The 22,446-nt window shown below is 72.3% G+C and carries 19 protein-coding genes and 1 pseudogene; 11 read left to right on the top strand and 9 right to left on the bottom strand.

The features are described from left to right. The first annotated feature begins 298 nt into the window (after nt 1-298). Nucleotides 299-1,573, top strand: a complete 1,275-nt coding sequence (locus tag IG02_RS0128940) for a glycoside hydrolase family 10 protein (protein ID WP_030754409.1) — start codon at nt 299-301, stop codon at nt 1,571-1,573. Between the two features lie 289 nt (nt 1,574-1,862). Here the strand turns inward: IG02_RS0128940 and recQ are convergent, their stop codons facing one another. Together recQ and IG02_RS0128930 are read right to left on the bottom strand one after the other, a co-directional pair. After that, nucleotides 1,863-3,767 carry a DNA helicase RecQ gene (recQ, locus tag IG02_RS0128935; RefSeq protein WP_030754405.1) on the bottom strand — a complete coding sequence of 635 codons (1,905 nt, stop codon included), beginning with the start codon at nt 3,765-3,767 and terminating at the stop codon, nt 1,863-1,865. A gap of 202 nt (nt 3,768-3,969) precedes the next feature. Further along, on the bottom strand, nt 3,970-4,161 hold the full coding sequence (locus tag IG02_RS0128930) for a DUF1059 domain-containing protein (protein WP_030754403.1): 192 nt from the start codon (nt 4,159-4,161) through the stop codon (nt 3,970-3,972). Nucleotides 4,162-4,295: 134 nt separating this feature from the next. On the opposite strand from IG02_RS0128930, the gene argC reads away from it, so the two are divergent. The 5 genes from argC (at nt 4,296) to IG02_RS0128905 (ending at nt 9,266) form a co-directional block, all read left to right on the top strand. Beyond that, nucleotides 4,296-5,324 (top strand): N-acetyl-gamma-glutamyl-phosphate reductase, encoded by a 1,029-nt coding sequence (gene argC, locus IG02_RS0128925; protein WP_030754401.1) that lies wholly within the window; start codon nt 4,296-4,298, stop codon nt 5,322-5,324. After that, a complete protein-coding gene (gene argJ / locus IG02_RS0128920; RefSeq protein WP_030754399.1) occupies nt 5,321-6,487 on the top strand; it encodes a bifunctional glutamate N-acetyltransferase/amino-acid acetyltransferase ArgJ in 1,167 nt (388 codons plus the stop codon). The genes argC and argJ overlap by 4 nt, the downstream gene beginning before the upstream one ends. Next, the gene (gene argB / locus IG02_RS0128915) at nt 6,484-7,461 is read left to right on the top strand and encodes an acetylglutamate kinase (RefSeq protein ID WP_051765846.1); all 978 of its coding nucleotides are present in this window, start codon (nt 6,484-6,486) and stop codon (nt 7,459-7,461) included. The genes argJ and argB overlap by 4 nt, the downstream gene beginning before the upstream one ends. Before the next feature lie 95 nt (nt 7,462-7,556). Then, nucleotides 7,557-8,708 carry an acetylornithine transaminase gene (locus tag IG02_RS0128910; protein ID WP_051765860.1) on the top strand — a complete coding sequence of 384 codons (1,152 nt, stop codon included), beginning with the start codon at nt 7,557-7,559 and terminating at the stop codon, nt 8,706-8,708. Nucleotides 8,709-8,723: 15 nt separating this feature from the next. Then, nucleotides 8,724-9,266 carry an arginine repressor gene (locus IG02_RS0128905; RefSeq protein WP_030754392.1) on the top strand — a complete coding sequence of 181 codons (543 nt, stop codon included), beginning with the start codon at nt 8,724-8,726 and terminating at the stop codon, nt 9,264-9,266. Between the two features lie 146 nt (nt 9,267-9,412). Here the strand turns inward: IG02_RS0128905 and IG02_RS0128900 are convergent, their stop codons facing one another. From IG02_RS0128900 to IG02_RS37070, 6 genes and pseudogenes are all read right to left on the bottom strand, one after another. Continuing rightward, nucleotides 9,413-10,204 (bottom strand): FAD:protein FMN transferase, encoded by a 792-nt coding sequence (locus tag IG02_RS0128900; RefSeq protein WP_234314945.1) that lies wholly within the window; start codon nt 10,202-10,204, stop codon nt 9,413-9,415. Next, nucleotides 10,204-10,650 (bottom strand): FMN-binding protein, encoded by a 447-nt coding sequence (locus tag IG02_RS0128895; protein ID WP_030754388.1) that lies wholly within the window; start codon nt 10,648-10,650, stop codon nt 10,204-10,206. Before IG02_RS0128895 ends, IG02_RS0128900 begins: the two co-directional genes overlap by 1 nt. 8 nt (nt 10,651-10,658) lie before the next feature. Next, entirely contained in the window at nt 10,659-12,026 is a 1,368-nt protein-coding gene (locus tag IG02_RS0128890) for a ferric reductase-like transmembrane domain-containing protein (RefSeq protein WP_030754385.1), read from the bottom strand. Between the two features lie 124 nt (nt 12,027-12,150). Then, entirely contained in the window at nt 12,151-12,963 is an 813-nt protein-coding gene (locus IG02_RS0128885) for a L,D-transpeptidase family protein (RefSeq protein ID WP_107055725.1), read from the bottom strand. Between the two features lie 162 nt (nt 12,964-13,125). Beyond that, nucleotides 13,126-13,707: a pyridoxamine 5'-phosphate oxidase family protein gene (locus IG02_RS0128880; RefSeq protein ID WP_030754380.1), complete on the bottom strand. Its 582-nt coding sequence runs from the start codon at nt 13,705-13,707 to the stop codon at nt 13,126-13,128. Nucleotides 13,708-13,721: 14 nt separating this feature from the next. After that, nucleotides 13,722-14,509: pseudogene (locus tag IG02_RS37070) on the bottom strand (hypothetical protein); the annotation flags it as partial. Between the two features lie 227 nt (nt 14,510-14,736). Here IG02_RS37070 and IG02_RS0128870 point away from each other — a divergent pair. From IG02_RS0128870 to IG02_RS0128855, 4 genes are all read left to right on the top strand, one after another. Further along, nucleotides 14,737-15,930: an argininosuccinate synthase gene (locus IG02_RS0128870; RefSeq protein ID WP_030754378.1), complete on the top strand. Its 1,194-nt coding sequence runs from the start codon at nt 14,737-14,739 to the stop codon at nt 15,928-15,930. A 138-nt stretch (nt 15,931-16,068) separates the two neighbouring features. Next, the gene (gene argH / locus IG02_RS0128865; RefSeq protein ID WP_030754375.1) at nt 16,069-17,526 is read left to right on the top strand and encodes an argininosuccinate lyase; all 1,458 of its coding nucleotides are present in this window, start codon (nt 16,069-16,071) and stop codon (nt 17,524-17,526) included. A gap of 108 nt (nt 17,527-17,634) precedes the next feature. Further along, complete coding sequence (locus IG02_RS0128860) at nt 17,635-18,183, top strand: TetR/AcrR family transcriptional regulator (protein WP_030754374.1); 549 nt, start codon at nt 17,635-17,637, stop codon at nt 18,181-18,183. Further along, nucleotides 18,180-19,724: an MFS transporter gene (locus IG02_RS0128855; protein WP_030754372.1), complete on the top strand. Its 1,545-nt coding sequence runs from the start codon at nt 18,180-18,182 to the stop codon at nt 19,722-19,724. The genes IG02_RS0128860 and IG02_RS0128855 overlap by 4 nt, the downstream gene beginning before the upstream one ends. A 187-nt stretch (nt 19,725-19,911) precedes the next feature. Here the strand turns inward: IG02_RS0128855 and IG02_RS0128850 are convergent, their stop codons facing one another. Further along, nucleotides 19,912-20,619 (bottom strand): lysophospholipid acyltransferase family protein, encoded by a 708-nt coding sequence (locus IG02_RS0128850; RefSeq protein ID WP_078854915.1) that lies wholly within the window; start codon nt 20,617-20,619, stop codon nt 19,912-19,914. Nucleotides 20,620-20,907: 288 nt separating this feature from the next. Between IG02_RS0128850 and IG02_RS0128845 the strand changes: the two genes are divergently transcribed. Then, nucleotides 20,908-22,071: a glycerophosphodiester phosphodiesterase gene (locus tag IG02_RS0128845; protein ID WP_030754366.1), complete on the top strand. Its 1,164-nt coding sequence runs from the start codon at nt 20,908-20,910 to the stop codon at nt 22,069-22,071. Nucleotides 22,072-22,446: the final 375 nt, after the last annotated feature.

Raw genomic sequence — 22,446 nt, 5'->3', positions numbered from 1 at the left:
GTGGGCGGTGGGCCGGGGCGGGAAGGCTGCTGTGCCCGGAGCGGCCGTAGGGACGGGTGTGACGGGGTGCGATGGTGTCAGGACGCGCTGTGGCGCGGTGAGGTGCGGTGCGGTCCGGTCCCCGTGGGGTCGGTTCCGGTACGGAAGGACGGTGGCGAGACGTATGGCGGCGGAGTGGAAGCGGACGGGGCCCGACGGCGGGACCGGACACGGGGCCGGTCACAGAGCCGGCCGCGGGGCGGGTCACGCGGCGGCTGACGGGGCGGCCGGAGGGACGGCCCGGAGGGCGGGGACCGGCATGGGAGGGCGATCGGCGTCCGACGTGATCGGCCGGCGCGGGCTCGTGGCGGGCGCGGCGGGGCTGGCGGCCGCGCTGCTGACGGCGGGGGACATGCCCGCCGACACGTACCCGCGGGAGACGAACGCCCGGGGCACGGACCTGCGCGGCATGTGGATCGCCACCGTGACCAACCGGGACTGGCCGTCGAAGCCCGGACTGACCGCCGCTCAGCAGCGCGCCGAGCTGATCCGGCACCTGGACACGGCGGTGAAGCGCGGGCTGAACGCCGTCATGCTCCAGGTCCGGCCCACGGCGGACGCCCTGTGGCCCTCGCCGTACGAGCCGTGGGCCCAGTGCCTCACCGGCGCCCAGGGCAAGGACCCGGGGTGGGACCCGCTGGGCACGGCGGTGCGCGAGGCGCACGCGCGCGGCCTGGAACTGCACGCCTGGTTCAACCCGTACCGAGTGGCGAACCACACCGACCCGTCGCGGCTGACCGCGAAGCACCCCGCGCGGCTGCACCCCGGCTGGGTCGTGCCGTACGGCGGCAAGCTGTACTACAACCCCGGGCTGCCCGAGGTCAGGAAGTTCGTCCAGGACGCGATGCTGGACGCGGTCCGGCGGTACGCGATCGACGCCGTCCACTGGGACGACTACTTCTACCCGTACCCGGTCGCCGGCCAGACGTTCCAGGACGACGCGGCCTACAAGCGCTACGGCACGGGTTTCTCCAGCCGGGCGGCCTGGCGCCGGGACAACATCGACCGGCTGGTGCGGGAGACGTCGGAGCGGATCGCGAGGACGAGGAAGGGCGTGCGGTTCGGGATCAGCCCGTTCGGCGTGTGGCGGAACGCCACCACCGACCCGGCGGGGTCCGACACGCGGGGCGGCGTCCAGACGTACGACGACCTGTACGCCGACACCCGCACATGGGTCAGGAAGGGCTGGATCGACTACGTCGTCCCGCAGTTGTACTGGGAGATCGGCCATGCCGCGTGCGACTACGGCACGCTGCTGCGCTGGTGGAACGGGGTGGTCCGGTCCACCGGAGTGGATCTCTACGTGGGCGAGGCCCTCTACAAGGCCGGCGACCCGGCCCAGCCCGCCCCCTGGCGCGACCCGGCGGAGCTGTCCCGGCACCTCACGCTGGCCAAGAAGCACGCGGGCGTGCGCGGACACGTCTTCTTCGCCGCGAAGGAGGTGGGCGGGGACCCGGCCGGGGCGATGACCCGGGTGGTCAAGGACCACTACGGCAAGCGCGCGGCGACACCGGACCGGGCGCCGGGGAAGTAGACCGGCGCCCGGACCGTGCGCGGGCAGGGCCGGAACACGTCGGCGGCGGCGACCGGCGGACCGGAGCCCCCTGGCGCCGACGCCCGGCCGACCGGTCCACCGGGTCGGCACACGGCACACGGCACACGGCACACGGCACACGGCGTACAGCACACGGCGTACGGCGCACGGGCGGGGCGCACGGGCGGTCCCGGTCCGCATGGACGGGGCCGGACCGCATGGACGGGGCCTGGACCGCCGCGCCCGTGTGCCTCGCGCGGCTCGTGCGGCTCATGGGCTCACGGCCGCCTCAGAGCGCGTCCAGCGTCTGAAGGATCTGCTCCCCGTACTTCGCCAGCTTGTTCTCCCCGACCCCGGTCACCGTGCCCAGCTCCGCCAACGTCGTCGGGGCCGTCGTCGCGATCTCGCGCAGCGTCGCGTCGTGGAAGACGACGTACGCGGGCACGCCCTGCTCCTTCGCCGTCGCCGCGCGCCAGGCCCGTAGCGACTCGAACACCGGGACCGCCTCGGCCGGCAGGTCGACGGGGGCGGCCGAGCGGCCCTTGGCCGCCTTCTCCGTGCGGGGCGCGCGGGCCGGTTTCTCCGGCTCGCGGCGCAGCGTCACCCGGCGCCGGCCGCCCAGCACCTCGCCGCTGTCCTCCGTCAGCACGAGCGTGCCGTAGTCGCCCTCGACCGCGATCAGGCCCTGGGCGAGCAACTGCCGTGCCACCGAGCGCCATTCCGCCTCGCGCAGGTCCGTGCCGATGCCGAACACGCTGAGCGCGTCGTGGTCGAACTGGATGACCTTCGCCGTCTTCCGGCCCAGCAGGATGTCGGTGATCTGGCCCGCGCCGAACTTCTGGTTCCGCTCGCGCTTCAGCCGTACCACCGTCGACAGCAGTTTCTGCGCCGGAACCGTCCCGTCCCAGGACTCCGCGGGCGTCAGGCAGGTGTCACAGTTCCCGCACGGCCCGCTCTTCTCGCCGAAGTACGCCAGCAGTTGGACCCGGCGGCACTCCACCGTCTCGCACAGCGCCAGCATCGCGTCGACGTGCGCGCCCAGCCGGCGCCGGTGCGCCTCGTCGCCCTCGGAGGTGTCGATCATCTTCCGCTGCTGGACGACGTCCTGGAGTCCGTACGCCAGCCAGGCCGTGGACGGCAGCCCGTCCCGCCCGGCCCGGCCGGTCTCCTGGTAGTAGCCCTCGACCGACTTCGGCAGGTCGAGATGGGCCACGAAGCGCACGTCCGGCTTGTCGATGCCCATGCCGAACGCGATCGTCGCCACCATGACCAGCCCCTCCTCCCGCAGGAAGCGCGCCTGGTGCTCGGCGCGCGTCGCGGCGTCGAGACCCGCGTGGTACGGGAGCGCGGCGACCTCGTTCCGCACCAGGAACTCGGCGGTCTTCTCCACCGAGGCCCGGGAGAGGCAGTAGACGATCCCCGCGTCCCCGGGGTGCTCGGTGCGCAGCAACTGGAGCAGCTGCTTCTTGGGGTCGTTCTTGGGCGCGATCCGGTACTGGATGTTGGGCCGGTCGAAGCTCGCGACGAAGTGCCGGGCGTTCTGGAGGCTGAGCCGCGTGGCGATCTCCGTGTGCGTGGCCTCGGTGGCGGTCGCGGTCAGCGCGATGCGCGGCACGTCCGGCCAGCGTTCGTGCAGCGACGACAGGGCGAGGTAGTCGGGCCGGAAGTCGTGCCCCCACTGCGCCACGCAGTGCGCCTCGTCGATGGCGAACAGCGAGATCGTGCCGCGCTCCAGCAGGCGTACGGTCGACTCGACGCGCAGCCGCTCGGGCGCCAGGTAGAGCAGGTCCAGCTCGCCGGAGAGGAACTCGGCCTCCACCAGCCGCCGTTCGTCCAGGTCCTGCGTGGAGTTCAGGAACCCGGCGCGGACGCCGAGCGCACGCAGGGCGTCGACCTGGTCCTGCATGAGGGCGATCAGCGGGGAGACGACGACGCCGACGCCCTTCCGCACGAGTGCCGGGATCTGGTAGCAGAGCGACTTGCCGCCACCGGTCGGCATGAGGACGAGCGCGTCGCCGCCGGCCACCACGTGATCGATGATCTCCCGTTGGGCGCCCCGGAAGGAGTCGTACCCGAAGACGCGGCGCAGCGTGCGCAGCGCTTCGCTCTCCTCGGTGGCCGCGCCGGCCGCCGGGGAGTTCGCCGCGGTGCCTGGCTCGGAGGTGATCACGGGACCGGAGTCGGGAGCGCTCATCCGGCGATTCTACGAGCCGGACACGGCGGGAGCGGCGGCGCCGGTAGGACCGCCGGAGATCCACGGGAAGGGGGCCGGCGGACCGGCCCGGGCGAAGCGGGCCCGCCACCGGGAGGGAACCGGTGGCGGGCCCTGGCCCGGGCCGCGATCCAGGTCTGCGACGCAAGGTCCGCGTCACGGCCTACGGCATCAGCCGTGCGGCTCAGGCGTGCTGCGGGACGTCGTCCTTCAGCATGGAGCGGATCTGCTCCCGCAGCTCCGGGCTGTTCGTGTGCCCGTGCACGGACTCGGCGTGTTCGCCGGCGGCGCGCACGACTTCCTCCTCCTCACCGGAGATCGCGAGGGTGCACTTGGTCTCGCTGGGGAAATCCCGGCAGTCGGCAATCTTGCGCATGACGCACCTCCTCGTTCCAGTATTAGCCCGTACGTTCGATGGGGCTATTCGGACCGTCGGGCGGCCGCGATCCAAGCCATTGCATAAAGCTGCAAGCGATCGTATAGTCATGCTGTTACCGAGGAGGATTTTCCATGGCTGTACGTGCGGCAGTGGCAGGAGCGAGCGGGTACGCGGGCGGCGAGCTGCTCCGTCTGCTGCTCACACACCCAGGGGTCGAGATAGGCGCCCTCACCGGCAACTCCAACGCGGGGCAGCGCCTCGGCGGGCTCCAGCCGCACCTGCTGCCGCTGGCCGACCGGGTGCTGGAGCCGACCGCGCCGGAGGTGCTCGCCGGGCACGAGGTGGTCTTCCTCGCGCTGCCGCACGGGCAGTCCGCGGCCGTCGCCGAGCAGCTCGGGGACGAGGTGCTGGTGGTCGACATGGGGGCCGACTTCCGGCTGCGGGACGCGGGGGACTGGGAGCGGTTCTACGGGTCCCCCCACGCCGGGACCTGGCCCTACGGGCTGCCCGAGCTGCCGGGCGCGCGCGCCGCGCTGGCGGGGACCAAGCGCATCGCCGTGCCCGGCTGCTACCCCACCGCCGTCTCGCTGGCGCTCTTCCCCGCTTACGCGGCGGGCCTCGTCGAGCCCGAGGCCGTGATCACCGCCGCGTCGGGCACCTCCGGCGCCGGCAAGGCGGCCAAGCCGCACCTGCTCGGCTCCGAGGTGATGGGCTCCATGAGCCCGTACGGCGTCGGCGGCGGTCACCGGCACACGCCCGAGATGATCCAGAATCTCAGCGAGGCGGCGGGCGAGCCCGTCACCGTCTCCTTCACCCCGACCCTGGCCCCGATGCCCCGCGGCATCCTGGCCACCTGCTCCGCCAAGGCGAAGCAGGGCACGACGGCCCAGGACGTGCGGCAGGCGTACGAGAAGGCGTTCGCCGACGAGCCCTTCGTGCACCTCCTTCCCGAGGGACAGTGGCCGGCCACCGCCTCGGTCTACGGATCCAACGCGGTCCAGGTCCAGGTCGCCCACGACGAGGCCGCCGGCCGCGTCATCGCCATCAGCGCCGTCGACAACCTCACCAAGGGCACGGCGGGCGGCGCGCTGCAGAGCATGAACATCGCCCTCGGACTCCCCGAGGACACGGGACTTTCGACGATCGGAGTGGCACCTTGAGCGTCACGGCAGCGAAGGGATTCACGGCGGCCGGAGTGGCCGCCGGGATCAAGGAGAACGGCGGGCTCGACCTGGCCCTCGTGGTCAACGCCGGGCCGCGCCGCGCCGCCGCCGGCGTCTTCACCTCCAACCGGGTCAAGGCCGCCCCCGTCCTGTGGTCCGAGCAGGTCCTCAAGGGCGGCGAGGTCACCGCAGTCGTCCTCAACTCCGGTGGCGCCAACGCCTGTACGGGCCCGAAGGGCTTCCAGGACACCCACGCCACCGCCGAGAAGGCCGCCGAGGTCCTCGACGGCCACAGCGCGGGCGAGATCGCCGTGGCCTCGACCGGGCTGATCGGGGTCGAGCTGCCCATGGACAAGCTGCTGCCCGGGCTGGACAAGGCCGCCGCCGAACTCTCCGCGCACGGCGGTGAGAAGGCCGCCATCGCCATCAAGACCACGGACACCGTCCACAAGACGGCCGTCGCGAGCGGCGGCAGCGGGGACGCCTGCTGGACCGTCGGCGGTATGGCCAAGGGCGCCGGCATGCTCGCGCCCGGCCTCGCCACCATGCTCGTCGTCCTCACCACCGACGCCGACGTCGAGGCCCCCGCGCTCGACTCCGCGCTGCGCGCCGCCACCCGTACCACCTTCGACCGGGTCGACTCCGACGGCTGCATGTCGACCAACGACACCGTGCTGCTGCTCGCGTCCGGGGCCTCCGGCGTGGTGCCGGAGTACGACGCCTTCGCCGAGGCCGTCCGCACGGTCTGCGCCGACCTCGCGCGTCAGCTCATCGGGGACGCCGAGGGCGCCTCCAAGGACATCCGCATCGAGGTGGTCAACGCCGCGAGCGAGGACGACGCCGTCGAGGTGGGCCGTTCCATCGCCCGCAACAACCTCCTCAAGTGCGCCATCCACGGTGAGGACCCCAACTGGGGCCGGGTGCTCTCCGCCATCGGCACGACGAGCGCCGCCTTCGAACCCGACCGCCTCAACGTGGCCATCAACGACGTGTGGGTCTGCAGAGACGGTTCGGTCGGCGAGGACCGCGACCTGGTCGACATGCGCTACCGCGAGGTGCGGATCACCGCCGATCTCGCGGCCGGCACCGAGTCCGCGGTCATCTGGGCCAACGACCTGACGGCCGACTACGTCCACGAGAACAGCGCGTACAGCTCATGAGCACCCGCAAGCACACCGCGCTCCCCAAGGCCCGGATCCTCGTCGAGGCCCTGCCCTGGCTGACCCGGCACAACGGGAAGACCGTCGTCATCAAGTTCGGCGGCAACGCCATGGTGGACGACGAGCTCAAGGCCGCCTTCGCCCAGGATGTCGTCTTCCTGCGGCAGGCCGGGCTCAAGCCGGTCGTCGTGCACGGCGGCGGCCCGCAGATCAGCGCCCAGCTCGACCGGCACGGGCTGGTCAGCGAGTTCAAGGCGGGACTGCGCGTCACCACGCCCGAGGCGATGGACGTCGTACGGATGGTGCTGGCCGGACAGGTCCAGCGCGAGCTGGTCGGCCTGCTCAACCAGCACGGCCCGCTGGCCGTGGGCCTGACTGGCGAGGACGCGCACACCATAAGCGCGAGCCGGCACCGCCCGCGGATCGACGGCGAACTGGTCGACATCGGCCGGGTCGGCGAGATCACCGAGATCGACACGGGCGCGATCGAGGCGCTGCTGGCCGACGGCCGTATCCCGGTGATCTCCTCGATCGCGCGCAGCGTCGACGACGGCCATGTCTACAACGTCAACGCGGACACCGCCGCCGCCGCGCTGGCCGCCGCGCTGGGCGCGGAGACGCTGATGGTCCTCACCGACGTGGAGGGCCTGTACGAGGACTGGCCGAACAGCGACGAGGTCATCAGCAGGCTCACCGCCAGTCAGCTGGAGAAGCTGCTGCCCGACCTGTCCAGCGGCATGGTGCCCAAGATGGAGGGGTGCCTGTTCGCCGTACGGAACGGGGTCGTCACCGCCCGGGTGATCGACGGCCGGGTACCGCATTCGATCCTGCTGGAGATCTTCACCGACGAGGGAATCGGCACGATGGTCGTGCCCGACGGTCAGAGCGACACGGTGCGAGGCGACCAGGGCGACCAGGGCGAACAGAGTAACCAGGGCGAACAGGGCGAACAGAACGAAGGGGCGGCACAGTGACCGGCACCGGTACCGGCAACGCCGACATCAGCGGCGCCGCCGACGGCGGCAGTGGCAGCGGCAACCAGGGGCTCGTGACCCGCTGGCAGGGCGTCATGACCGACAACTACGGCACGCCGAAGCTGGCGCTCGTCCGGGGCGAGGGCGCCCGTGTCTGGGACGCGGACGGCACCGCGTACGCCGACTTCGTCGGCGGCATCGCGGTCAACGCCCTCGGCCACGGGCACCCCGCCGTCGTCGAGGCCGTCTCCCGGCAGATCGCCTCGCTCGGCCATGTCTCCAACCTCTTCGTCGCGGAGCCCCCGGTCGCGCTCGCCGAGCGGCTGGTGCGACTCGCCGGCCGCCCCGGCCGGGTGTTCTTCTGCAACTCCGGCGCGGAGGCCAACGAGGCCGCGTTCAAGATCGGCCGGCTGACCGGCCGTACGCACATGGTCGCCACCGCCGGCGGCTTCCACGGCCGCACGATGGGCTCGCTGGCCCTCACCGGCCAGCCGGGCAAGCGGGAGCCGTTCGAGCCTCTCCCGGGCGATGTGACGCATGTGCCGTACGGGGACGCCGAGGCGCTGCGCGCCGCGGTGACCGAGGAGACCGCGCTGGTGATCATCGAGCCGATCCAGGGCGAGAACGGAGTGGTCGTCCCGCCCAAGGGCTATCTGGAGGCGGCCCGCGAGATCACCCGCGCCACCGGCACCCTGCTCGTGCTGGACGAGGTGCAGACGGGTATCGGGCGGACCGGCCAGTGGTTCGAGCACCAGGCGCACCAGGGCGTCGAACCCGACGTCGTCACCCTCGCCAAGGGGCTGGGCGGTGGTCTGCCGCTGGGGGCGGTCATCGCCTTCGGCGAGGCGGCGGAGCTGCTGCGGCCGGGACAGCACGGCACGACGTTCGGCGGCAACCCGGTCGCCTGCGCCGCCGGGCTCGCCGTCCTCGACACCCTGGCCGCCGGCCATCTCCTGGACCAGGTGAAGCGGCTCGGCGAGAAGCTGCGCGCGGGCGTGGAGGCGCTCGGCCACCCGTTGGTCTCTTATGTCCGTGGCGCGGGCCTGCTCCTGGGTATCGTGCTCACCGAGCCCCTTGCGCCACAGGTGCAACAGGCGGCTCAGGGTGCCGGTTTCCTCGTGAACGCGCCCGCCCCCGACGTCGTCCGGCTGATGCCGCCGCTGGTCATCGGCGACGAGGAGGTGGACGCGCTGCTGGGGGCTCTCCCCGGCATCCTCGACAACGCGTACGGGGACGGGCGAGCCTGAGAGATGAGACGGACGATGACCGAGGCCCAGGGGCCGGAGACCGAGCAGAGCGGGCCTTCGGTGCCGCAGACCAGAACGGCCCGCCACCGCAGGATCGTTGACATCCTCAACCGGCAGCCGGTGCGTTCGCAGAGCCAGTTGGCGAAGCTGCTCGCGGACGACGGGCTGAGCGTCACCCAGGCGACGCTCTCCCGGGACCTGGACGAACTGGGCGCGGTCAAGATCCGCAACACCGGTGGTGAGTTGATCTACGCGGTCCCCAGCGAGGGCGGCTTCCGCACCCCGCACGCCCCGCTCGGCGAGTCGGCGAAGGAGGAGCGGATGCGCCGGCTCGCCGGTGAACTGCTCATCTCCGCCGAGGCGTCGGCCAACCTGGTGGTCCTGCGGACGCCGCCGGGCGCGGCGCAGTTCCTGGCGTCCGCGATCGACCAGGCCGAACTGCACGCCATCCTGGGCACGATCGCGGGCGACGACACCCTGCTCCTGATCAGCCGTGACCCGGCGGGCGGCCAGGCACTGGCGGACCACTTGCTGCGACTGGCCCAGAACGACCGCTGAGCTCCGCCGCCGCGCGGGGGGTTGCTCTCGGGCAGGGCCGGGCAGGGCCGGGCCGGGCTCGGGGTGCGCGCGGGGCCGGGGGCGTGCCGGTCGGCCTCCGGCCGGCCCGCCGGGCGACGGTCCGGGCCGGTGCCCGCTCCCGCGCCCTACACCGCCAGCTGGGCCGCGTAGTGGCGGAACCCCGTGGTCGTCCAGGTCCCGCCCGTCGCCGTGACGGCGAAGCCCTCCGCGTCCGGGAGCGCTTCCAGCCAGTCGCGGGCCTCCTCGCCCATGGCGTACGCGGCGGTCGCCCGGGCGTCCGCCGCCGTCAGGCCCGTCGGGCAGACCACCGTGATCGACGCGAGGCCGCGCACCGGGGGCTCACCCGTGTGCGGGTCCAGGACGTGGCAGCCGCGCTCCGCCGGGCCCGAAGTGGCCACGGCCAGGCCCTCCTGGGCCTCCGGTGCCTCCACCACCGTCGCCAGCGCGCCCGGGCGCAGCGGGTCGGCGATGCCCACCCGCCAGGGGCCGCCGTGGAGCTGGACGTCGCCGCCCCCGTTCAGGCACACCGACTCCGCTCCCGACGAGGCGATCATCCGTACCGCCCGCTCCACCGCCCAGCCCTTCACCAGGCCCGTCGGGTCGAGCCGGCCCGCGTGGCGGGTACTGAACCAGCCGTCGCTCTCCCGCTCCGCCGCCGCGCACAGATCCAGGACCTCCGCGACCTCCGTCACACACTCCGCCGGCGTCAGCTCGCCCCGGCCGAGCCGCGTGATCTGGCTGTCCGGCCGGAACGTCGAGAAGATCTCGTCCACCCGGTGCAGCGAGGCCACGGCCGCCCGCAGCCCGGCGCGTACCCGTGCCTCGTCCGTCACACCGCGGATGTCGAACGAGAAGACCGTGCCCATCGACTCCTCGACGTGGCGCAGCCGTCCCGGCTCCGGGGACCCGGCCGCCATCAGAGGCCGGCCTTGTCGAGGGCGCTCTGGAGTGATTCCTGGTAGCCCTTGCTGGTGTAGCTGGCTCCGGAAACGGCGTCGACCTGGGCGTTCTGAGTGGTGAGGGCGGCTTGGTTGAGTTTGGGTACGGCGTTGGCGGTGATGGACTGGCTGCGGGCGTCGCTGTCGGGTGCCTGGACGGCTTCGGCCTGGGTGATCTTGCCGTCCGTGACGGTGACGCGGACCTGGACGGGGCCGTACTGGGTGTTCACCGCCTCCCCGAGCACGGTCTGCCCGGCCGCGGCCCCGGCCGCCCCCACCGACGTCCCCGCCCCGGCCCCCGGCTGTTGTGCGGGCCCCGCCACCGACGAGCCGCCGGGCTGCTTCAGCGCGAGCAGGGCGACAACGGCCGACGCGGTCGCGGCGGCACCGATCATGATCCGCCGGAACGGATGTTTCCTCTTCACCGGCTGCCTCACATTTCGAAGGACTCGTGGTGGATACGGCGCGTGGGCACTCCGGCCGCACGCAAGGCGTCGTACGTCTGCCGGGCGAGTCCCGTGGGCCCGCACACGTACACGTCGTGGTCTTCGATGTCCGGCAGCAGCTCGCGCAGCCGGTCCGTGGTGATCTCGGGCCGTACCCCGTCCGGCCCGTTGACCGCGTACAGCAGCCGGGCCCCGCGCGCCGACGCGATCTCCCGCAGCTCGGCCCACAGCGCCAGATCCTCCGTCTTGCTGGCCCGGTAGAGCAGCGTGAGATCGCCGGGCCCGCCGGGCAGCGTCTCGAACAGCGCGCGCATCGGCGTGATCCCGGCGCCACCCGCGATCATCAGCACCTTCTCCTTGCTGCGCCGCGCCGCCGTCATCGCCCCGTACGGGCCCTCGGCCCATACCCGTGTGCCCGGCTCCAGCCGCGACAGCGCCTCGCTGTGCTCGCCGTTCGCGCGGACGGTGATCCGCAGCAGGTCGGGCCGGGGCGGTGCCGAGAGCGAGTACGGGTTGGAGCTCCAGCGCAGCCCGGAGGTGCGGAACCGCCAGCGGAAGAACTGCCCCGGCTCGGCCCCCAGCCGGTGCAGACGCCTGCCGCTGATCAGGACGGACACCACGCCCGGCGCCTCGTAGACCGTCGAGTGGACCCGCATCCGATGGCGCTGGTTGAGCCGGATCGGGGTCAGGACGCGGTACCAGACCAGCAGCGCGCCGGCGGCGCCGTACAGCACGTACCAGGCCGTCCGTGCCGTCGCGTCGCCCACGAACTCGGCACCGGTGGCGAGCTGGTGCCAGAACGTGAGGTAGACCGCGACATAGGTGAGCAGGTGGATGTAGTACCAGGTCTCGTACGCGACCCTCCGGCGCACCATGCCCACCGAGACGAAGCCGATGATCAGGAAGAGCACGGTCCCGGCGGTCGCCTCGATCATCCGCGGGAAGGTGGTGACCATGTCGACGGTCTGCCGGACGAAGTCCACCTGGGCCTGCGCCGCGTACCCGGCGATGGTCAGCGGTACATGGGCGATCACCAGACAGATGGCGTACCGCCCGCTCATCGCGTGCCAGCGGGCCACGCGGTCCGAGCCCACCCGCCGCTCCAGGGCCGGTACGCGGGCCATCAGCAGCACCACGATCGCGATCATGTAGCCGCCGAGCAGGCCGGTCAGCCGGCCCGCACCGGTCAGCCACTCGGCCAGGGCCATGCGCACGAGCGGGGTGTTCTGCCACCACAGCGCCATGACGGCCGCCGCGCCCGCCCAGCCCAGGATCAACAGGGGCAGCGCGCCCGACCGTTGCGGGCGGATGGCACGCATGGTCTGCCGTCTGGCCGCCCGGCCGTTGTGCAACATCGCCACGGGACCGCTCCTCAGCTCTCCTCCGTGCCCGCCGATACGGATTTGAGCGGCGGCCAGTTCAAACGGATGCCGGAGGAGACCGAGCGGAGTCGGCCTTTGGCCGTTTATGGAGCTTCTGTTACGAGGCTTTCCGGGCGGCTCGCTGCCGCGCGGTGTGTCCGTCACCCACGATGTCCGTGATGGCGGTCGGGCCGGTGGCCGTGCCGATCGCGATGTGCGGGGCCCGGACCGGGTCGGCCCAGCTCAGGATGGCGCTCATGGTGCCGGCGGGTACGGAGACGCACCCCGCGGTGGCGCCCTTGCCGTTGACGTGCAGGAAGATCCCGGCGCCCCGGCCGCGCACCGGACGGTCGTAGTTGAAGCCGATCACCAGGCCGCGCGCGTACTGCTGCCCGTAGTCGGCCATGTGCTCGGCGCGGGAGGCCCGGCAGTCGTCGGGCAGGCCCTCCACCCAGCGGTTGTAGGAGACCGAGTCGTTGTCCTGGCACCACCACGAGTCGTCCGTCACCGGCCGGTAGCCGTACAGCGTCCCCGCCGGAGCGCGCTCGATACCGAAGGCGTACGGCATGGCGTACACCCCCGCGGGGGTGGTGGAGGTGCCCTGTTCGCGTTTCCTGCCGGCCACCAGCCCGCCCGCCCCGAAGCGCGCCTTCGCGGAACCGGCGGCCACCCAGTGGCCCTCGCGCCGGTCCCACCAGGTGACCGTGCCCGTGGTCGATGTGGTGGCGGGCGCCTCGGCGGTGATGAGCTGGTCACCGCCGCCGGTGTCCGCCATCCGCTCGGGCAGGGGGGTGTCGGCGGGTGGCAGGGAGGGCTGGGACGGTGCCCTCCGCGGCGCGGGGGAGGCGCGGGCGTCCGGGGCCGTGACAGCGGTGGCGGTCAGGGCCGCCGTGGTGAGCAGCGTGGCGGCGAGTACGAGGGAGAGACGCATGGTCCGGACCGTAGCCGGGCGGGCGGGAGGCGGCCTGCTCACTGCGCCGAACGGCCCGCACCCCGACGGCCGGACCGCGGCGGGATCCGAGGCACGAGGTGCCGTCCGGCCCGCGCGGCCCGGTCGCGGGGACCGCGGCGTGAGGAGGTGACCGGCCCGGCGTCAGTCGCCGCGCGGCGGCAGCGGCAACGGCAGGGCCGGCAGCCCGTCCAGGCTCACTCCCACGTGGTCCTTCTTCTCGCAGTACGCGGCGAACTCCTCGTCCGTCTTCCGGGCGAAGTGTTCGGCGTGCTGCGTGCGTTCCTCGCGGTAGTCCATGAACGGCACCGCGAATCCGCAGGAGTCACTGACGCGCTCGGCGTGGATGACGATGATCGCCCGGGCGGCCGGCCCGTCGGCGTCCTTGAAGTACGGGATGTACAGCGCCCAGCGCGGGTCGTCCCGGAAGACGGGCTCGCCCCGGCCGTGCACCCGGAGCACCTTCGGCGGTCCGGTGAACGCGCACCACATCAGGGTGATCCGGCCGTTCTCCCGCAGATGGGCGATCGTCTCGGCGGCGCTGCCGCCGAAGTCGAGGTAGGCGAGGGTCAGGCTGTCGAGCACTGCGAGTGTCCCGGCCCGTCCCTTGGGGGAGACGTTCACATGGCCGTCGCCGGTCAGCGGGGCGGTCGCGGTGAAGAAGACGGGCTGTTCCTCGATGAAGGCGCGGATACGTCCGTCGATCCGTTCGTAGAGCTTTCCCATGGGGCCGAGTATCGGCCGTCGGCCGCCGCCCCGGAAGTTCCCATGGCGGTGGCGATGCGGTTGATGGTGGCGACGCGCTTGTCCTCCAGCGGGCCGAGGATGGCGTTCTGGACGAAGTTGGCCCCGCCCTGGCCGACGGTGTCGATCAGGCGCTGGTTGGCCTCGCTGATCTGGGTGTCGAGGAGGGCGAGGTTGCGGTCCACCTCGGCCTGGGCGGAGGCGGGGATCGCGGGCAGGCTCGGCGCGACGTCCGGACAGTTCACCGTGGAGGCGCCCGTGGCACCGCCGGCCCCGTCCCCTCCGGCGTTGCCCGCGTCACCCCCGGCGTTCCCGGCACCCGCGTCGCCGGCGCCCGCGCCCGCGTTCCCGGCCCCGGCGTCACCGGCGCCCGCGTTCCCGGCACCGGCTTCCCCGGCATGGCGGTGGCGATGCGGTTGATGGTGGCGACGCGCTTGTCCTCCAGCGGGCCGAGGATGGCGTTCTGGACGAAGTTGGCCCCGCCCTGGCCGACGGTGCTGACCAGGCGCTGGTTGGCCTCGCTGATCTGGGTGTTCAGCAGCGCGAGATTGCGGTCCACCTCGGCCTGGGCGGAGGCCGGGATCGCGGGCAGGCTGGGCGCGACGTCCGGGCAGTTCACCGAGCCGGGCGACGCCGCCGTACGGCCGTCGGCCGCCGCCTGGCCGCTGTCGCCCTCCCCCGCCATGGCACTGCTGACGATCACCGCGCCCGACAGCACGACCGCTGCCGCGCCACCCGCGATGAGAACACGGCGCTTGTTGTACTTCGCGATACCCCTGGACATGCGGAAACCTCACTCGGATCAGGGTGGGGAGGACGCCGTCCGGTGCGTGGCCGGACGGCTTGCCCTTGATGGTCTGGACGCGGCGCCTGCGTTCGGTGAGGTGTACGGGACCGGGCGTCCCGGTGTTCAAACCTGGTGCGGATTGTTCGAACCAATCTGAGATTGACGAACCATACGGAGCAATGCATAGTTATACCCATCAGTGGATGCACCGTAAGGAGAAACCCGTGACCGAGCGCGTCGTACTCGCCTACTCGGGCGGCCTGGACACCTCCGTCGCCATCGGCTGGATCGCCGAGGAGACGGGCGCCGAGGTCATCGCCGTCGCCGTCGATGTCGGCCAGGGCGGCGAGGACCTGGACGTCATCCGCAAGCGCGCGCTCGCCTGCGGTGCCGTCGAGGCCGAGGTCGCGGATGCCAAGGACGAGTTCGCCGACGAGTACTGCCTCCCGGCGATCAAGGCCAACGCCCTCTACATGGACCGGTACCCGCTGGTCTCCGCCCTCTCCCGGCCCACGATCGTCAAGCACCTCGTCGCCGCCGCCGAGAAGCACGGCGCGGGCACCGTCGCGCACGGCTGCACCGGCAAGGGCAACGACCAGGTGCGGTTCGAGGCCGGTATCGCCGCCCTCGGTCCCGACCTGAAGTGCATCGCCCCGGTCCGTGACTACGCGATGACCCGGGACAAGGCGATCGCCTTCTGCGAGGAGAAGAACCTCCCGATCGCCACCACCAAGAAGTCCCCGTACTCCATCGACCAGAACGTTTTCGGTCGCGCGGTGGAGACGGGCTTCCTGGAGGACATCTGGAACGCGCCGATCGAGGACATCTACGAGTACACGCAGAACCCGGCCACCGCCCGCGAGGCCGATGAGGTCGTCATCTCCTTCAAGGAGGGCGTCCCGGTCGCCATCGACGGCCGGCCCGTCACCGTCCTCCAGGCGATCCAGCAGCTCAACGAGCGGGCCGGCGCCCAGGGCATCGGCCGGATCGACATGGTCGAGGACCGGCTCGTGGGCATCAAGTCCCGGGAGGTCTACGAGGCCCCCGGCGCGATCGCGCTGATCACCGCCCACCAGGAGCTGGAGAGCGTCACGGTCGAGCGCGAGCTGGCCCGCTACAAGCGCCAGGTCGAGCAGCGCTGGGGCGAGCTGGTCTACGACGGCCTGTGGTTCTCCCCGCTCAAGCGAGCCCTGGACGGCTTCATCAACGAGGCGAACCAGCACGTCACGGGCGACATCCGGATGACGATGCACGGCGGGCGCGCCGTCGTCACCGGCCGCAGGTCGGAGCAGTCGCTGTACGACTTCAACCTCGCCACGTACGACACGGGCGACACGTTCGACCAGTCCAAGGCGCAGGGCTTCATCGAGATCTTCGGCCTCTCCTCGAAGATCGCGGCCAAGCGCGACCTGGGCTGAGTCCAGCCCCGTCCGTACGGCGACACGCGTACGACGGCCGCCTCCCCGGCCCTCGATCCGGCGGGGGCGGCCGCGTCTCCCCGGCGCCGTGCCCGTCCGGCACCGCGTCCGTCCTCCCCGCCTTCCCAAGGAGCAGAAGTGAGCAGCAACAACGGTGACGTCCGGCTCTGGGGCGGCCGTTTCGCCGACGGGCCGTCCGAGGCCCTGGCGGCCCTGTCGGCGTCCGTCCACTTCGACTGGCGGCTCGCTCCGTACGACATCGCAGGCTCCCGCGCCCACGCCCGCGCGCTGCACCGGGCCGGGCTGCTCGGCGACGACGAACTGACCCGCATGCTGGCCGGTCTCGACCAGCTGGAGGCGGACGTCGCCGACGGCTCCTTCACCGGCACGGTCGCCGACGAGGACGTCCACACGGCCCTGGAGCGCGGCCTGCTGGAGCGTCTCGGCGCCGATCTCGGCGGCAAGCTGCGGGCCGGGCGGTCCCGCAACGACCAGATCGCCACGCTGTTCCGGATGTACCTGCGCGACCACGCCCGGATCATCGGAGGACTGATCGCGGACCTCCAGGACGCGCTGGTCGGCCTCGCCCAGAAGTACGCGGACGTCGCCATGCCCGGCCGTACGCACCTCCAGCACGCGCAGCCCGTCCTCTTCGCGCACCACGTCCTGGCACACGTCCAGGCGCTGTCCCGGGACGCGGAGCGGCTGCGCCAGTGGGACAAGCGGACGGCGGTCTCCCCGTACGGCTCGGGCGCGCTGGCCGGGTCCTCGCTCGGCCTGGACCCCGAGGGCGTCGCCATGGACCTGGGCTTCGAGCGCGGCTCGGCGGGGAACTCGATCGACGGCACGGCCTCGCGCGACTTCGTCGCCGAGTTCGCCTTCATCACCGCGATGATCGGCGTCAACCTGTCGCGGATCGCGGAGGAGGTCATCCTCTGGAACACGAAGGAGTTCTCCTTCGTCACGCTGCACGACGCCTTCTCCACCGGCTCGTCGATCATGCCGCAGAAGAAGAACCCGGACATCGCGGAGCTGGCGCGCGGCAAGTCGGGGCGGCTCATCGGCAACCTGACCGGCCTGCTGGCCACCCTCAAGGCGCTGCCGCTCGCCTACAACCGTGACCTCCAGGAGGACAAGGAGCCGGTCTTCGACTCCTGCGACCAGCTGGAGGTCCTGCTGCCGGCCCTCACCGGCATGATGGCGACCCTGACCGTGCACCGGGAACGGATGCAGGAGCTGGCCCCGGCCGGGTTCTCGCTGGCCACCGACATCGCCGAGTGGCTGGTCCGGCAGGGCGTGCCGTTCCGGGTGGCGCACGAGGTCGCGGGGGAGTGCGTCAAGGAGTGCGAGGCGCACGGCATCGAGCTGGACCAGCTGACCGACGAGCAGTTCGCGAAGATCTCCGAACACCTCACACCGGAGGTGCGGTCGGTGCTCAACGTGCCGGGCTCGCTCGCGTCCCGGAGCGGCCGGGGCGGTACGGCGCCTTCGGCGGTGGCCGTCCAGCTCTCGGAGGTCAAGGCGGACCTGGTGATCCAGCACGCCTGGGCCGACGCCAAGAACAAGGTCGCGAAGGGCGACGACGCGAAGAGTTGAGGACGCTGCGGGCTGACGGCTCGAACAGTCGCGGCCGGTCGAACAGCCGATAGATGACCGAGTCACCCACATGAGACGTTCATGTCTCATGTGGGTTATCTTTGACTCATGGCTGTCAATCGTGAACAGGTGCTGCGCAGCGCTGCCGCGCTCCTCACCCGGCAACCGACCGCGACGATGGACGAGGTCGCCAAGGCCGCCGGCATCGGCAGGGCCACGCTGCACCGGCACTTCGCCGGGCGCGAGGTGCTGATCGAGGCGCTGGAGGAGCTGGGCATCCAGGAGCTGGAGGCGGCGATCGACGGGGCCCGGCTGGACGAGGGCGCGGCCGACGAGGCGCTGCGGCGGCTCGTCGAGCGGATCGAGCCCGCCGCGGGCCTGATCGCCTTCCTCGTCACCGAGAACCAGCTCTTCGAGGGCGACGTGCACGAGGGCTGGGCACGGACCGACGCGCGCTTCGCCGCGCTGTTCCGGCGCGGCCAGGAACAGGGCGAGTTCCGGATCGACCTCAGCCCCGCCTGGCTGACCGAGGCCCTGTACGGACTCATCGGTGCCGCGGCCTGGTCGGTCCAGGACGGGCGGGTGGCGGCCAAGGACTTCTCGTACATGGTCGTCGAACTGCTGCTCGGCGGCGCGCGCCGGAGCGTGCGGTCATGACCGGTGTGCAGAACCCGGCTCAGGCCGAGAGCGCCGTCGCCCAGCGCCCCGGGCGGTGGCTGGCCCTGGTGGTGCTGGTGCTGGCGGTACTGCTGGTGGCGGTCGACGCCACGGTCCTCGGTCTCGCCACGCCCTTCCTCAGCGAGGACCTCAAGCCGTCCGGCACCCAGTTGCTGTGGATCGGCGACATCTACTCGTTCGTGATCGCGGGCCTGCTGGTCTCCATGGGCAGCCTCGGGGACCGCGTCGGCCGCAAGAAGCTGCTGCTGTGCGGGGCGGTCGCGTTCGGCGGGGTCTCCGTCCTGACCGCCTACGCGGCCACGCCCGAGATGATGATCCTGGCCAGGGGCCTGCTCGGGGTCGCGGGCGCCACTCTGATGCCGTCGACCCTCGCCCTGATCCGGACGCTCTTCCACGATCCCAGGGAGCGCAGTGTCGCCATCGGTGTCTGGGGCGCGATGGCCTCGGCGGGCGCGGCGGTCGGCCCGGTCGTCGGCGGCTTCCTGCTGGAGCACTTCTGGTGGGGCTCGGTCTTTCTGATCAACCTGCCGGTGATGGCGCTGCTGGTGGTCGTCGGCATCAGGACGCTGCCCGAGTCGCGCAACCCGGCGCCCGGTCCGTGGGACGCGCCCAGCGTGCTGCTGTCGCTGGTCGGCATCGTGGGCGTCGTCTACGCGATCAAGGAGGCGGCGGCGCACGGGCCGGTCTGGAGCGCCGGCGTGGCGGGTGCGCTGGGCGCGGGCGCCCTGTACGCGTTCGTACGGCGCCAGCTCACGCTCCCGTCGCCCCTGCTGGACATGCGGCTCTTCCACCGCCGGGGCTTCTCGGCGGCCGTCCTGGCGGACCTGCTGGCCATCCTCGGCCTGTCGGGACTGGTGTTCTTCCTGTCCCAGTACCTGCAACTGGTCCAGGGGCGTTCGCCGTTGGAGGCGGGGGTGGCCGAACTGCCGGCCACCGTGGGCGCGATCGTGGCGGGCCTGATCGCCGGGCGGGTGGCGCGGCGCTTCTCCGTGCGGTCCGTCGTGAGCGGCGGCCTCGCGGCGATCGGAGTCGCGCTGGCGGCCCTGCTGTGGCTCGGCGTCGCCACGGGCTATCCGCTGCTGGGCACGGTGCTGCTGGTCGTCGGTGTCGGCGCGGGCTTCTCGTTCACGGTCACGGCGGACGTGATTCTCTCCAGCGTGCCCAAGGAGGAGGCCGGTTCGGCCTCGGCGGTGTCCGAGACGGCCTACGAACTGGGCGCGGCGCTCGGGATCGCGCTGCTGGGCTCGATCGTCACGGGTGTCTACCGCGGCTTCCCGACCCCGCCCGGCGTCCCGGGGGACGCCGCGTCGGCGGCGCACGAGTCGCTGGGCGGCGCGGCGGAGACGGCCGCCCACCTACCGTCTCCGCTCTCCGCCGACCTCATGGCCGCGGCCCAGGAGTCCTTCGTCGCCGGTCTGCACGCCGCCTCGGCGGTCGGGGCGGTGGTCCTCCTGGCGGCGGCGACGGCGACGTGGTTCCTGCTGCGCGGCCAGAAGCTGGGGCACGACACGGAGCACTGAGCCGGCCGTCCCACCCGGGGCCCGGGGCCGGGGCCATCCCGAGGTCCACCGCCCCGGCCCGTTCCGAGGCCCGTCGCAAGCGCCTTCCCGGGCCCGGCACCCCGCCATCGACGCGGGCCCCGTCGGGTCCGGCCGGGTACGGGCGGAGCGCACCGCGGGGATCACTCCCGGGGCGCGCCCCGCCCCGTCACGCCGCTTTCGCCTTCGTGGCGTACATGTCCACGTACTCCTGCCCCGACAGCCGCATCACCTCGGCCATCACCGAGTCCGTCACCGCCCGCAGCACATAACGGTCGCGGTCCATCCCCTCGTACCGCGAGAACTCCATCGGGTCCCCGAACCGCACGGTCACCTTGCCGAGGCGCGGCATTCCCGCACCGTTCGGCTGGAGCTTGTCCGTGCCGATCATGGCGAAGGGGACCACCGGCGCGCCCGTCATCAGCGTCAGCCGCGCGATGCCCGTACGGCCCCGGTACAGCCGGCCGTCCGGCGAGCGCGTGCCCTCCGGGTAGATGCCGAAGATGTTGCCGCCCTCCAGCACCCGGCGGCCCGTCATCAGCGCCGCGACCCCGCCGCGCCCGCCGTCGCGGTCCACCGGGATCATGCCGACGCCCGTGAAGAACCAGGCCATCAGCCGCCCCTTGAGGCCCTTGCCCGTGACGTACTCGTCCTTGCCGATGAAGAAGACCTGGCGGTCGCAGACCAGCGGCAGGACCACCGAGTCGATGAACGTCAGATGGTTGCCGGCGAGGATCACCGGCCCGCTCCCCGGGATCTTCTCCGCGCCCTCCACTCGAGCGCGGAACAACAGGCGCAAGATCGGTCCGAGCACTGCCTTGAGGAGTGCGAAGCGGGACAACGGATCCTCCCGTGTCGTGGGACGGTCTGAGAACAGTGGGTCGTGCGGGTACCGCCGGTGTCACGTGCGCCGACCGCCCGTCCGTCGTGCCGAAGCCGTCGGCCGGTGAAGTCTGTGCAGGTGAGGACGATACTCGCGGACCGACCATCCGCGCACACCGGGTTCACCGATGTGATACGCGCTGTTGACATGTGTTCCCGGTGAGTTCGCCGCACGTCTCCCCCACGGAGGGCCGCGCCGCTTACGCTCGGGCCCCGTCCGGCGGGTGCGGGACATCACACCCGGCGCCGCACCGGACACCACATCGAGGAGCAGGGAGCCTTCATGACTCAGGGTGCGCACCACACGCCCGGACGGCGGACCGTACTGGGAGCAGCGGTGCTCGGCTCGGCCGCCGTCGGGCTGCCCGTCGCGACACAGGCCACGGCACAGGCCGCCGAGCGCGGTACGGCGGACCGCGGCCCCGCGGGCCCCCGCCTCCCGGTCCCCACGATCGTCGGCCACCGCGGCGCCAGCGGCTACCGCCCCGAGCACACCCTGGGCTCGTACCAACTGGCCCTCGACATGGGCGCGCACGTGATCGAGCAGGACCTGGTGCCCACCAAGGACGGCCATCTCGTATGCCGTCACGAGAACGACATCACCGCCACCACGGATGTCGCCGACCATCCCGAGTTCGCCGGCCGCCGGACCACCAAGAGCGTCGACGGCGTCAGCCTCACGGGCTGGTTCACCGAGGACTTCACACTCGCCGAGCTCAAGACCCTGCGCGCCAAGGAGCGCATCCCCGGCACCCGCCGGCACAACACCCTCTACGACGGCCGCTGGACGGTTCCCACGTTCGAGGAGGTGCTGCGCTGGGCGGACGAGCAGGGCCGCCGCCGGGGCCGCCCGGTCTGGCTCTACACCGAGACCAAGCACCCCACCTACTTCCGTTCCCTCGGCCTCGGACTGGAGGAGCGGCTGGCGAAGCTGCTGCGCCGCCACGGGCGGGACCGCGCGGACTCCGCGATCTTCCTCCAGTCCTTCGAGCCCAGCAGCATCCAGCGGCTGGCGAAGCTGGTCGACTCGCCCGGCGTCGTCCTGCTCGACGCGGCGGGCACCCGGCCCTGGGACTTCAAGGTCGCGGGCGACCCGCGTACGGTCGACGACCTGGTCGCGCCGGCCGGCCTGAAGTGGATCGCCTCCTACGCGCGGGGCATCGGCCCGACCCTCGACCTCGTCATCCCGAAGGACGGCACGGGCAAGCTGGGCGAGCCGACCCCGCTGGTACGGGACGCGCACGCCGCGCGCCTGGTCGTCCACCCGTACACGCTGCGCAACGAGAACGCGTTCCTGCCCGCCGACTTCCGGCGCGGTACGGACCCGGCCGCCTTCGGTGACGCCTTCGGCGCGCTCACCGCGTACTTCGAGACGGGCATCGACGGCATCTTCACCGACCACCCGGACACCGCTCTGCTGGCCCGGGCGGATTTCGTCAGCCGCTGACGCCCCGTTGCCCCGGTCGGGTGACGTGCCCGGCCGGGAGCAACCGTCCGTCGCCGTCGTGTCGTCCCGCCCGTCATGACGCCGGACTTCATGCCAGCCCCAGGCCCACTCTCCCGGAAACCGGACATGGCCGTCCCGTCCCGCCGCGCGGCCCGGCCGCCCCGGACCGGCGCGCCGCGCGCGCCCCTGCCCGAACGGCCCAGGACCGTGCCGGTGGCACGAACCTCGCGCGGCACGGGCGGTACGGGCGGCTCAGGGGGCGCAGGCAGCACGGGCGGACCGACCGGCACGGGCGGCACACACGTCCCAGCCGGACCGACAGGCACAAGTATCCCGAGCATCCCGGGTGTCCCCGGCATCCCGGGTGTCCCCGGC

This window comes from Streptomyces sp. NRRL F-5135, from assembly GCF_000719775.1.
In the GTDB taxonomy this organism is placed as follows: Bacteria; Actinomycetota; Actinomycetes; order Streptomycetales; family Streptomycetaceae; genus Streptomyces; species Streptomyces hebeiensis.
Note: the sequence above shows the minus strand (reverse complement) of the source record. Positions and strands in the feature narration are given on the sequence as shown.